This window comes from Pantoea allii (assembly GCF_002307475.1).
GTDB classification, from domain to species: Bacteria; Pseudomonadota; Gammaproteobacteria; order Enterobacterales; family Enterobacteriaceae; genus Pantoea; species Pantoea allii.
In genome coordinates this window covers 66,717-79,260 of record NZ_NTMH01000001.1, presented here as the reverse complement: position 1 = coordinate 79,260, position 12,544 = coordinate 66,717, and the positions used below count along the sequence as shown (strand labels likewise).

14 protein-coding genes are annotated in these 12,544 nt (G+C 44.2%); 9 read left to right on the top strand and 5 right to left on the bottom strand.

All coding sequences use genetic code 11. The features are described from left to right. On the bottom strand, window positions 1-780 hold a 780-nt coding region (locus CMR03_RS00410), incomplete at its 3' end, for a flagellin N-terminal helical domain-containing protein (RefSeq protein ID WP_096010456.1). 252 nt (window positions 781-1,032) lie between these two features. Here CMR03_RS00410 and fliD point away from each other — a divergent pair. The 5 genes from fliD (at window position 1,033) to CMR03_RS00385 (ending at window position 5,657) form a co-directional block, all read left to right on the top strand. Further along, window positions 1,033-2,430, top strand: a complete 1,398-nt coding sequence (fliD, locus tag CMR03_RS00405; RefSeq protein WP_096010455.1) for a flagellar filament capping protein FliD — start codon at window positions 1,033-1,035, stop codon at window positions 2,428-2,430. A 14-nt stretch (window positions 2,431-2,444) separates the two neighbouring features. Then, on the top strand, window positions 2,445-2,855 hold the full coding sequence (fliS, locus tag CMR03_RS00400) for a flagellar export chaperone FliS (protein ID WP_096010454.1): 411 nt from the start codon (window positions 2,445-2,447) through the stop codon (window positions 2,853-2,855). Then, window positions 2,855-3,214, top strand: a complete 360-nt coding sequence (gene fliT, locus CMR03_RS00395; RefSeq protein WP_063879966.1) for a flagellar protein FliT — start codon at window positions 2,855-2,857, stop codon at window positions 3,212-3,214. The genes fliS and fliT overlap by 1 nt, the downstream gene beginning before the upstream one ends. Before the next feature lie 105 nt (window positions 3,215-3,319). After that, window positions 3,320-4,801, top strand: a complete 1,482-nt coding sequence (gene amyA / locus CMR03_RS00390) for an alpha-amylase (protein WP_096010453.1) — start codon at window positions 3,320-3,322, stop codon at window positions 4,799-4,801. A gap of 181 nt (window positions 4,802-4,982) precedes the next feature. Next, window positions 4,983-5,657: a class I SAM-dependent methyltransferase gene (locus tag CMR03_RS00385; protein ID WP_096010452.1), complete on the top strand. Its 675-nt coding sequence runs from the start codon at window positions 4,983-4,985 to the stop codon at window positions 5,655-5,657. Between the two features lie 52 nt (window positions 5,658-5,709). Here the strand turns inward: CMR03_RS00385 and yedD are convergent, their stop codons facing one another. Beyond that, window positions 5,710-6,168, bottom strand: coding sequence for a lipoprotein YedD (gene yedD, locus CMR03_RS00380; protein ID WP_096010451.1), 459 nt, complete (start codon window positions 6,166-6,168; stop codon window positions 5,710-5,712). A 242-nt stretch (window positions 6,169-6,410) separates the two neighbouring features. Here yedD and CMR03_RS00375 point away from each other — a divergent pair, with 242 nt between their 5' ends. Next, entirely contained in the window at window positions 6,411-6,734 is a 324-nt protein-coding gene (locus CMR03_RS00375) for a DUF6388 family protein (protein ID WP_063879969.1), read from the top strand. Window positions 6,735-6,871: 137 nt separating this feature from the next. On the opposite strand, the gene iraP is transcribed toward CMR03_RS00375, so the two are convergent. Then, window positions 6,872-7,168: an anti-adapter protein IraP gene (gene iraP / locus CMR03_RS00370; RefSeq protein WP_063879970.1), complete on the bottom strand. Its 297-nt coding sequence runs from the start codon at window positions 7,166-7,168 to the stop codon at window positions 6,872-6,874. Between the two features lie 175 nt (window positions 7,169-7,343). Here iraP and CMR03_RS00365 point away from each other — a divergent pair, with 175 nt between their 5' ends. Next, window positions 7,344-7,583, top strand: coding sequence for a DinI-like family protein (locus CMR03_RS00365; RefSeq protein WP_063879971.1), 240 nt, complete (start codon window positions 7,344-7,346; stop codon window positions 7,581-7,583). Window positions 7,584-7,621: 38 nt separating this feature from the next. On the opposite strand, the gene CMR03_RS00360 is transcribed toward CMR03_RS00365, so the two are convergent. Further along, window positions 7,622-7,888 carry a hypothetical protein gene (locus tag CMR03_RS00360; protein WP_063879972.1) on the bottom strand — a complete coding sequence of 89 codons (267 nt, stop codon included), beginning with the start codon at window positions 7,886-7,888 and terminating at the stop codon, window positions 7,622-7,624. Window positions 7,889-8,170: 282 nt separating this feature from the next. On the opposite strand from CMR03_RS00360, the gene CMR03_RS00355 reads away from it, so the two are divergent. Further along, complete coding sequence (locus tag CMR03_RS00355; protein ID WP_096010450.1) at window positions 8,171-8,371, top strand: hypothetical protein; 201 nt, start codon at window positions 8,171-8,173, stop codon at window positions 8,369-8,371. Window positions 8,372-8,813: 442 nt separating this feature from the next. Then, window positions 8,814-10,919: a sulfatase-like hydrolase/transferase gene (locus tag CMR03_RS00350; RefSeq protein ID WP_167385745.1), complete on the top strand. Its 2,106-nt coding sequence runs from the start codon at window positions 8,814-8,816 to the stop codon at window positions 10,917-10,919. Window positions 10,920-12,208: 1,289 nt separating this feature from the next. On the opposite strand, the gene fliE is transcribed toward CMR03_RS00350, so the two are convergent. Continuing rightward, window positions 12,209-12,520 carry a flagellar hook-basal body complex protein FliE gene (fliE, locus tag CMR03_RS00345; protein WP_063879975.1) on the bottom strand — a complete coding sequence of 104 codons (312 nt, stop codon included), beginning with the start codon at window positions 12,518-12,520 and terminating at the stop codon, window positions 12,209-12,211. Window positions 12,521-12,544: the final 24 nt, after the last annotated feature.

Here is a 12,544-nt window from a genome sequence, read left to right as displayed (position 1 = left end):
GGTGTTGTTCAGGTTGCTGATGGTGGACTCAAAACGGTTCTGAGACGCACCCAGCAGGCTGCGCTGGTTATCAACCGCTTTAATCGCTTTATCGATGTCAGCCAGAGGCGTAGTACCGGATGCGGCACCAGTAGCACCACCGGTGACAGCACCTTTCAGTACGTCGAAACCGATTGCTGAGGTAGTACGCGCGTTGCCGTTAACGGTATCGCCAGTGCCCATAGCACGGGTGTTCTGAGTGGTACCGGTAGAGGCGTTACCTGCTGCTGCCAGGTCAAAGCTGTCACTTGAGCTGATGGCAATACCGATAGTCTCGCCGTCTTTTGAACCAACCTGGAAGTTATATGTTGTGCTCGCAGCACCGGTGTTCAGGACTTTAATGCCGTTGAAATCGGTCTGTTTGGTGACGCGGTCGATTTCCTGCATACGCTGGTTAACTTCAGCCTGAATCGAGTCGATATCAGACGCTGAGTTAGAGCTGTTCTGCGCCTGAACGGTCAGGTCACGTACACGCTGCAGGTTGTTGTTGACTTCTGACAGGGCGCCTTCAGCGGTCTGTGACAGAGAGATACCGTCGTTGGCGTTACGTGCCGCAACGGTCAGACCGTTGATGTTAGAGGTGAAGCGGTTAGCAATGGCTTCGCCAGCGGCATCGTCTTTAGCGCTGTTGATACGCAGGCCGGAAGACAGGCGCTCAATCGCAGTTCCCAGTGATGACTGAGATTTGCTCAGGTTGTTCTGGGTAACCAGAGACAGGGTGTTAGTGTTAATCACTGCCATGATATTTTTCCTTTAAAAATTGAGCCAGATTAAGGCGTCTGAATTCGGTTTGCTCACCGACAACCTGATTATCGTCAGCACCTACTCAACCTTTAGAAAAAAAACACAGTAATTTTCAGATGGGCAAATCCATGAAGACAATTAAAGAAAGGCTGCTTATCCCGCCATCGATTTTGTAAAAAACAGGCTAATCTTTTACCACTCGCTGCCGATACTCATTCTACTTAGCGTAAACCTCGTAAAGGATAAACTATGGCAAGTGTAAGTTCACTCGGTGCTGGTACGAGTCTCGACCTCAATACTCTGTACACGAGTCTGGAAACAGCTGAACAAACTAAACTGACGCCAATTACTCAACAGCAGTCATCTTATAACGCTCAGCTAACCGCCTGGGGCGTGGTAAAAACCGGTCTTGCGAAAGTGCAAACCGCTGCTGCGGCCTTGCAGAATGCGTCCGCTATCGCTGCAACCAAAGTGACCAGTACTAATACGGCATTTACCGCCACGCTTGCCAGTAAAGCCTCTGCCGGTAACTACTCGATTGAAGTAAGTCAGTTGGCCTCTTCTCAGTCACTGCTGTCTAAATCAGCAACCAGTAAAGATACCGATCTGGGTGACCAGAGCATGGCATCACGCACCATTACTATCTCTCAGTCTGGTCAGAAAACGCCGCTAAGCGTTACGTTGACGAAAGACCAGACCAGCCTGTCTGATATCCGCGATGCGATCAACAAACAACAAGGTAGCGTTAACGCGAGTATTATTAAAGCTGATGACAATACCTATTATTTGTCCCTGACCGCGCGTGATAGTGGAACGGCGAATGCGATGACGGTCAGTACCAATGACAGTACCCTGTCTCAGTACATTAACTACAGCCAGGGCGGTAGCAGCAATGCTATGACCGAACAGGTTGCCGCGAAGGATGCTCAGTTAAAGATTAACGGTGTGTCCATCACCCGTAGCAGCAATACCATTACTGATGCTCCTGAAGGCGTGACGCTTAATCTCAGTAAAACAACTGCGACGGGATCACCTGAAACCCTCACTGTTGCCACCGATAATCAACCGATGACGGCAGCGATACAGGCTTATGTCGATGCTTATAATTCGCTTCAGACTACCATTGGTAATCAGACGAAATATACTGCTGTCAAAGCTGGCACAGCTCAGGACTCCGGTAATGGTGATTTATTAGGTGATAACACCTTGCGCAATATTCAGACCAGTTTGCGTAGCCAACTTTCATCGCCTCAGTCCAGCGGAAACCTCACAACACTGGCTCAGCTCGGTATTACGCAGGATGTGAATGGCAAACTGACCGTCGACAGCACTAAATTGAGTAATGCGTTAACGAATCAGCCTTCCGATGTGTTGAACTTCTTGACAGGCGACGGTAAAACGACAGGTTTTGCAACGCAGGCTAACAACACTCTGACGCAGATGCTCTCAAGTAGTGGTCAGGTACAAAATGCCACTAACGGGATTAATACCTCCCTGAAGCAGCTTTCAGACCGTTACACTGAAGTGAATGATCAGATCACCGCTACGATGGCAAGGTACAAAACTCAGTTTACCAATCTGAGCACCCTGGTTTCTTCCATGACGCAGACGGGTAACTATCTGACCCAGCAGTTCGCCAAATTATAACAGGAGTGGTAAGCATGTACGCTAAGTCCGGTATTCAGGCCTATGCGCAAGTCGGTGTGGAAAGCGCGGTATTAAGCGCCAGCCCACACCAACTGGTCGTGATGCTATTTGATGGTGCCCTAAGCGCCATGAAAAAAGCCGCTATTTTAATTGAACAAGGCGATATCCCGGGTAAAGGAAACGCCTTATCAAAAGCCATTAATATCATTACCAATGGTTTGCGCGCAGGTCTGAATCATGAGGTGGGTGGTGAAATTTCTGCCAACCTCGATAACCTGTATGAGTATATGACTCGCCGTCTGTTACAGGCCAATCTCAATAATGATGTTGAGGCGATTACTGAAGTCGAAGGTTTACTGAATAACATCGCGGATGCCTGGAAACAGATCGGTCCTAACTATCAGCCACAGCAGGATACGTTTTAATGAGTAATCCACTCGAGCTGCTAAAAGGGTATCAGCAATTGCTCACGCTCAGTAATGCTATGCTGGAGCACGCCAGACAAGGGCAATGGGATGAGCTGTTGAGTTGCGAATCAACTTACATTAGCAGCGTCGAGCGTGTAGCGCGTGATAACGATGCCGACATTCTTTCCGCACTACAGCGGGCACAAATTCGCCCGGTACTTGAGCAAATTCTGCGTAACGAAACCACGCTGAAAACCTTGTTGGGCGAGCGGATGCATGAATTGCGCTCGCTGGTGACGACCTCAACGCAACAACAAAATGTCATGACCTCTTACGGCAATATGGCGGGCAATATTCTTTACCCAAAAAGCCAATAAAAAGCCGACTTTCGCGGGTGGAAACTATATTTTTAGTTCACCCGCGTAATTTCTTCACTCTTATCCCATACTTCCAGTTCTCTCTCCTTTGACTGGAAGCACGTCATGCAGAACCCAACCTTATTGCAGTTTTTCCACTGGTACTATCCCGATGGCAGCAAGCTGTGGCCGGAAGTAGCCGATAAAGCTGCCCTGCTTAACGACATGGGCATCAACATGGTATGGCTCCCTCCTTGTTATAAAGGCGAATCAGGTGGCTATTCGGTGGGTTATGACAGCTATGATCTGTTTGATTTAGGCGAGTTCGATCAAAAAGGCAGTCAAGCCACGAAATATGGTGATAAACAGCAATTGCTGGATGCGGTTAACGCGTTACGCAGTCACGATATTGGTGTGTTACTTGATGTCGTGCTTAACCATAAAATGGGGGCAGATGAGAAAGAACAGATTCGGGTCAATCGTGTTAATCCCGATAATCGTGATGAAATCTATCCAGAAGTCGTGGAGTGCGAAGCCTGGACACGCTTTAATTTTCCGGTACGAGCAGGACAATACTCAAAATTTGTCTGGGACTACAAGTGTTTCAGCGGCGTAGATCATATCGAAAACCCGGATGAAAACGGCGTATTTAAAATCATCAATGATTACACTGCAGAAGGCTGGAACGATCAGGTAGATAATGAGTTAGGTAATTTCGATTACCTGATGGGTGCCAATATCGATTTTCGCAATAATGCCGTCAGAGAAGAACTTAAATACTGGGCGCGCTGGGTTATGGAGCAGGTGCCCTGCACCGGATTCCGGCTGGATGCGGTGAAGCATATTCCGGCGTGGTTTTATAAAGAGTGGATCGATCATATTCAGGACGTCGCCAGCGATCCATTGTTTATCGTGGCGGAATACTGGTCTTTTGAAACCGATAAACTGCAGGAATATATTCACCAGGTTGACGGCAAAACCATGCTGTTTGATGCTCCCTTACATATGAATTTCCATGAGGCATCTAAAGCCGGCAGCGCCTATGACATGAGCAAAATCTTTGATAATTCGCTGGTTCTGGCCGATCCCTGGCATGCCGTGACTATCGTTGCTAACCACGATACGCAACCCTTACAGTCTCTTGAAGCCCCAGTCGAGTCCTGGTTTAAACCGCTCGCTTACGCGCTCATTCTGTTACGGGAGCAAGGGGTGCCAACCGTCTTTTATCCCGACCTGTTCGGTGCCAGCTATCAGGATGAAGGCGGTGACGGCGAAGTCCATCAGGTTGATATGCCGGTTATTCCTGAGCTGGAAAATCTTATTCGTGCCCGTCAGCTATTCGGCTGGGGAGCACAGACCGATTATTTTGATCATCCAAACTGTGTGGCATTTAGCCGCAGTGGCACGGCTGAAAACCCTGGCTGCGTCGTCATCATGTCCAACGGTGACGCGGGAGAAAAACATATTTCGATGGGGGAAGGCTATGCAGGGAAAGTCTGGCGTGATTATCTGGGACACAAGTCAGAAACCCTTACCACTGATGACAACGGCAGTGCGTTGTTTAGCTGTAACGGTGGCAGCGTGAGCGTGTGGGTAGTTAGCGAGTAGCTCTGTTTTCGACGGTCTTCCTGACCGTCGAATTTTACTGAATAGTTACTAAGCCCAAATTTAGATAGCAAAACATGACATGTTTACAGGCTAGATATGACTAATCTATGGCAAATTTAGGGCAGGATAATAGTCAGTCAGCGTGGCTGTTCATTGTGATAATTTGCAGAAAGGTAATAAAATGCTTGAGCTTGCAGACTTAAAGGTTTTTTTTGAAGAACCCGAAATCAAGAATCTGATCGACCATACCTGGGACAGAGTTGGCGAATCGCTCGCTCAGGCACAATCACAGTTGCCTGCCGAATTAGCAATGCCACGTAAGGAACTCTCCTTTCATACCCAGGTAAAATGTCTCGGGTACCTTTGCTGGTTGTTGCAACATAATAATGTGGAAGGCGATATTATTGAAATTGGCGTCTGGAAAGGAAAATCCACGTCTTTTATGAACGAGATTTGCCAGCACAAGCGCAGAATAATTAGCATTGACCCGATGGAATTGCCAAATCAGGAAAATGAGCTGCGTTTTTATCATCAACGTCTTTTCCCGGAGGTCACGTTGGTTCGTGGCTATTCTGAGGTCAGTATTGAACGAGTGCGGGCATTAAATCCAAGAACGGTACTGCTTCATATTGATGGAGGTCATGAAGGCCGCCATGTTTTACTCGATTTCCTGCTTTATTCTCCCACCGTGATTAAAGGCGGGTTTGTTGTATTTGACGACTACCGCGATCATCAGTATTCACCGCAGGTCGGGCCGGCGGTTGATCTGCTGCGGGCTGGCGGCTATTTTAATGATTTTGATGTCATTGGCAGTCTGCCAGGATTTGAAAATAGCTATCTATTGCAAAAGCGCTAATCACGCTATTGATACGTCTCATTAAAAACGGCCCACAGGGCCGTTTTTACCATCATTTCGCCAGATGAGGACGCATGCTCTCAGGCTCGATATTCTGGATAACCGCAACGCCGGGCTGCTTTGCCACTTCAGCAATGGCGTTTTGACAATCAAGAGTCGGTCGCTCGACCTTACGCATTGTGAGGCCGTCGTATTCCAGCTCCCCATCATCTACATCCAGAGTCATCACCCGCATCTGACGCGTAACGTTGACGTAATCCCCGTTCAGCAGTGTCAGTTTACCTGGTTTCGCAATCACCCGCTGCCACTGGCGACAATCCAGCGTACTGCCATCGGCATGGATAATGAGGCTGGCCATTGCCTTGTCACTGATCAGATCGCTTTGTGGCCCTACCGTCTGCCAGTTACCTTGTAAATTTGCCGGAGCAGGCGTTTGCACCGCACTCTCATAACTATTGATTTGCGCGCAACCACTCAGTGCCAGTGTGGCAATCAGCATCCAGTTTTTCATCTTTGATCCCTACAATCCGGTTGATGGCGGCTACGTTATAATTTTTACGGTAAGGTGCGCAAGCTATCTGAATACGGTCCTCGAGATAAAGCAGTATTTTCCTGGGTATCAGGCGCTGGCGAACGGGGTTTATCCACGCCATCTGGATAATGGACGCCGTCTTGCCCTGCCCCGGCTATGCCTGACAAGCCTGATGTAACAGGCTACACTGTGCCGCTGCAATAGATATCAGGAAACCTGCAATGAAAACTCCAGAAGCGTATTACGCTCAGGCGCGAACCCTGTTCTTCACTGCCCATGCTGACTTCCAGGCGGCATTAGACGAGCTGACGGAAAGCGATGCACGCGCCGCCAACATGTCGTTGCGAGAATTACGCGAATGGCATGCTGAGCGCATCTACGCCGCTTTTTTACGTCAAAAGAATCTCGATGGCATTATTTTCTCAATCCAGCTCGCGGAACCAGATAAAGCCGTTGCCGCCGAGGCGATAGAGGCGTACCTCAGATCGCATGCGGAATCACTGGGAATGAGCTGGGAAGAGTTCTGTATTAAGAATGAACTGTAGTGACTCAGCCCTTTGCAGGCGAGAAGGCAAAACGCGTGATGCGAACGACAGAGTAACAAAGTGAGCACGCGCTTGCCGATCATCATATTGACCGGCTTCGCTGGCGACAGACCACAGACTTATCGCCAGCGAAGCCGTTACTCTTCCTCTGCCATTTTACCTCTTACTTCAACATATTTGGCGACGGCCAGCAGCCGGTTGATGTGAGTCAGTAGCAAATCGATGTCCGACTGCATGAACTCAGAGGATGAACGTGAAGCCGTTACTATCGCATCCTGAACCGTTTCTGAAATGGTTAACGCGTTGTCTTGTTTCGCCTGGACTAATAAAGCTGCAACCAACAACGACTGCGCTTCGATCTGCGCAGTCAGTTCCTTTGCGTCGACATCCATTTTTGCTAGTTTGAGCAGAATATCTATAACCAATTGTCGCATTGCACTTCTCCTGGTGAGTGAGCGCACATATTGTTGTGAACGCCATCAGAGTAAACCAGATGAAAGTGCTTTTCTACGCAGCTCAGAAAAAACGAATTAACCCGAACATCAGCTTGATACTGTTTTTATTTACAGTAAAATGGCAAAGCGATTTTGCCCTTAAGGGATTGTTAACATGTTTGTAGAGTTAATTTACGATAAACGTAATGTTGCGGGCTTACCAGGCGCGCGTGAAATGATCTTAGAAGAGTTAGAAAAACGCGTACATCGTGTCTTTCCTGATATCGAGGTTAAGGTCAAACCCATGGAACGTAATGCGATTGAAACCGATCTCAGCAAAAACGAGAAGGCGACGATAGCGCGTCTGGTGGAAGAGATGTTTGATGAGGCAGAGTTTTGGTTGGTGGCTGATTAATCCCTTAATCGCCACCACATCAGTTAGCGGGAGGTAACTTAACTCTCCTGCTCACTGTGGTTAATTTCAATTTCGATATCCTGAATCGCCTTCTCCAGATCTTCCAGCAACGTACCCTGCTTGTTGAGCAGCGCATCAATGCGGGCTGCATTGCCCTCATCTTTGTATTCACCGGCATCAAAAGCTAACCAATGGGCAGAAAGTGTCTCGGTATTGGTCTGTGCGTAGTGACGCATTTCTTTCAGCTGTGATGCCACGTCACGCAGGTAATCTGTTTTGCTTTTGGTTTCGATTGAATCAGTCATGCTGTCTTTCCTTTTGGTGGTTTATCCAATGAAAATATCGCCTGGAGATTTAAAGATAGGACAATATAGCGATATTGCATTAGGAATAATCGGAAGTGGCTGCAGAGCCTGGTGAGCGAAGTCTGAGTAAGCAGGTCAAACGCTTAGCGTCAGTGTTTAAGCGTAGTCGCAATAGCGCAACAATGCTGGCTAATGCACAGCAGCATTCATCCGTGTCACGGCGGTTTTCCACGAAATTGTTTTGCTGGTCTACACTAAACAGAGTGAAGAAAGGAGCAAACAATGCATAAACATCAGAGTAACGAACAACGTAAACATGAAGGTGATGTCAGTAAAGGATTACCCGAAGCTGCGCCGAATGCGGGTAATGCGTACGAGGAAGACGATCATCCTGCTACCGATGCGCCGAAAGATCATGGCGAAGTCCCAAGAAAAAATGATGACAGCCAGGATGATAAAAAAGATCCATACAAGGCATCCTAGACTATAACACCCTGCCCCTATAAACGGGGCAATCATACTTATTTTTATACAGTAGCTAGTGCAGGAAGCATGCCTTGATGAAATATTATTCTTATCTCGCAATATAAAAACACAATATTTCAAAAAGTCAATTAATTTTAAAACAAAAACTTTACACAAGCTATCCTAGCTAGCCACAAAAAAATTAATAAAAAATCATCAATTCAAAAAAACTAATTGCGATCAATAAATATAAAAAAATTTACAGCGAATGTTTTTTATGCAGGCATAAAAAATGCAATAATTTGCTTCCCCAACACCTTTGAATTAATTAAGAAAAATGACATATTTTTTATTGACATCATTAATTTTATCAACATTTTTATCTAATAGATTTATAATTTGCAAAACAGTTATCACTTGCATAATATTGTTGCTTTTTTGTTTCTGGTCTGTTTGCAATATGTTTACAGGAAATGGCATAACAGATGCCGTTTTTTATCATTTATTCAATAGTACTCGTGGAACATCCCTTGACGACTTATACCCTAAGTTAAAGCTGGCAATACCATTCCTCATTACATCGTCAATCCTGATTGGTTATTGTGTCTTATGTAAAAAAAATAAAATCAAAAAAATAAATATAGAAAAAACGAACTATTTTTTCGTTTGTTCACTTCTCATAATACTCACGATGCCATTTTCAAGAAACATATCAGCTTCAATATTACATATTATAAAGCCTCAAGGGAATGCAGACCGCGTCTCGGCGGAATATAAAACTTTAAATTCCAGCTTAAATAAAAAATATAACTATGTTTTTATATATGCTGAAAGCCTTGAAAAAACATTTGAAAAACTAAACGAAACAAATTATTTACCTGAATTATCGAAAATCGCAAACGACTATGCTCAATTTACTAACATAATACAACCAACAAATGGCGGCTTTGGTTGGACGATGGCTGGAATGGTCAATACACAATGTGGCGTACCATTAGTAATGGCGCAAGGGAACACCGGCGGCAACGCGGCCCATTTTTTACCCAAGGCTAATTGTGTTGCTTCATGGCTTAAAAAAATTGGTTACCGGACTCACTTTATCAGAGGCAGTAATAAAGAGTTTGCTGGTGCGGATAAATTTTTTTCACAACATGGATGGAGTCGTCAAGACGATTTGAATTTTTTCATTGAAAATAAAATTGCTAAATCTGATCAAATCAGTGGATGGGGTGTCCAGGATGATGTCTTGTTAGACTATGCATGGGATAAGTACCTTAATTTATCTAATACTAAACAACCCTTTTTATTGTCTCTCCTTACTGTTGGCACCCATGCACCTGATGGTAAAACCTTAGCAACCTGTGAAAATAAAATCATAAAAGAACAAAAAATTAAGATGTTATCCGCAGTGAGATGTTCAGACTATCTTATTTCTAATTTCATTAATAAGTTAATCAATAGTTATTATTTTGATAATACAATTATAGTTTTAGTTTCCGATCACTTAATGATGCGTAACAGTGCCAGCCAACTTCTTGATGCCAACTCTAGCGAGCGTAGAAACAATTTTATTATTATCAAAAAAGGGTTGAATAATTATAAGAATGATAACCCTGGCTCTTTAATTGATGTTTGGCCAACCGTCCTTGATATTTCAGGAAAAAAAGATAACTCACTCGGCTTTGGTGTGAGCCTGCTTTCAAACAATGAAAGCTCTTTTTACAAAAACTTATCTATAGATAACGCCTATGATTATATAAAATTTTCTTCTAAATTATGGAACACCCCCTCATTAAAAGAAGGTTTATCAAAATCTGGAGATCGTATTCAGATCGGAAAGCAGGCTTATTCTCTACCTGTTTTTGCTGAGCTATCAAATGAAAATCTTGGTTCAGTTTGGTTTGAAGGGTTCGCAAAAAACGTAATTCAATATACGTCTAAAGGCAAATCGTTTTTTTACGCAAATCTATGTAAAAACATTGGCATTGATAGTGAAATGATCTGTGCATACCATGTAACTCCAAAAAAAATCACAAAAATGTTAGTAACACCAATGGGTTTGAAATCCGTCTACGAAAAAGATGCAACGAGTATTTTATACAAAGAGCATATTGCAGGTATTTCTTCAGGACCTTACTTCATCGATAGTGGGATTTCTTCAACCGCGGGTAAACGTATGGCTACTCCTTTTGGTTTTTCTTTTCTGACCAAAAAGGATGATGGTTTTAACGTGACTTTAAACTTTGAAACTTGTCATAATCAATCTTTGGATAAAGATAAAATTAAGACCCTTCTGGCAGAAAATCACCATTTAATTTATACTTCTAATGATTCTATTAATTGTGGGGATGATAAAACAACCAATGAGCTTAGCTCGCTTTTGTCAGATAAAAATTTTACAAATCTTGCATTCCGCCAGCAGGTTACGGGAATTATCACTGGAGGTAAAAGCGTCTCTGTAAAAGGATTGCCTGATATGCCGCTTGATACATTCATCGATCTGCAACAAAACACCGTTCATCCTGTCTGCGAAGTCTTTCTTGACTGCCCCACCCCCAGTAGTTAAAAAGTATGAAAGGTGCAACAATTGTGTTGCACCTTATAATATTACTTTTCTCACATCACTTTTTTTCATACTATTTAACTGAAAGAGTCATACATCCCTTAGGATAAAATCAATGTCCTGACACCCCCCTGCTATTTTTATGAAAATTACATAAACCTTAACCAGTTTATTCTCATGAGCAGGATAGTATCTTTTTGATAGTATTGAAGACTCTTGACTCATGCGAGTTATTAATGGCGGAAAAATCCGTTTTTATCATTGAAAAAGCATCCTTCCGACAACTTTCTTCAATTGCATTGGCAAAGTGAGATGAACGTGATAAACGTCTATACAACCAACATCGAGGCCAACAGTTGAGTAAATAATAAGTTCAGACATTCACTGGACCCTTCCCTTTTGGTTGGTCATATTACTCAGGAAAGCTTTTTTATCGTCTGAACCTCAAAAAATTCACACTTCTGGATGTGCCCACAGAAAAGCCGACCGCTGGTTCCCCTCTGTGCATGGATAAATATTTACGGGTACTACCGGGGTTATTAAGAGAAGCAGTTGCTTTACACGTAGGTGGCTACGTTTTTCTTGTAGCGATCTCTGCCCCGGCTGATAGCAGTCCGGTGCATCTGCATATCCTTAAAATTAATGATATTAAGATTCCTTAATAATGTTACGCCATAGACCACATCATGCCCAGGCAAGAGGGCGGGTTGATATTCATCGACGTCGTAAAACTACCTGACGACTATGCACAATTAAACTTGCTGATAACTGTTCTGAGAATATTGTAAAAAGACTGAATTATTGCGGATTTGAGCAAGTCTATCATTATGGATGTTATGCGGTACGGAACACTAATGAGTAACGCCACAGTAAGGTTATCTGACAAACAGTGCTTCAGGAATACGCAAAAGAAACCTACTGCGTCAGCAGGGTGAGGGCTGATGTAAGAATGAAGCCTCTACAGGCTGATAACGATTATGAGAATAAGGTTTTGTAACTGGCAGATTTTTGATAACAGAAGTTATGAGGACGTTTTTCAGTCTGTGGCTATGTGTTTACTCAGGCACACGATTGTCTGTCGTTACTGATGGCGGTTAGATATTCGGAGTCAACGTGAGGAAAAACAGTCTAAACCAGGTTGTCTTGCATCCAGCTGGGCCTGAGCATCTAATAAATTTTATACCATAAACCCGCTTTCTTTCTTTTGCGTGAAAATGAACGATCTTGAGCTACATCCGTTCTTCGTCAAAGTGGCTTCTCAATCATTCATTTTTTTAAAATACGTTAGCCTTCTACACCTGCATGTTCATGATGTCAGTATAAGCCGACACCAGCTTGTTCCTGACCTGAATGCCCATCTGCATAGAAATTGATGATTTTTGCAGATCGACCATCACATCATTGAGCGCGATACCTGGCTTACCCATTTCAAAATCCTGGGCCTGGGTACGTGCTGTCGTCTGGGTTTCACTGATTTTGTCGAGTGCGGCCTTCATGGTCGCGCCAAAGTCGATATGGCTGGTGACGTCGTTGCTTTTGTTGTTGGCCTGAAGCGACGTCATCTGTAGCTGCTGTAAAACACCGTCGATTGCCTGAATTGACATAGCTGTTACCTCATTGAAAAGAGA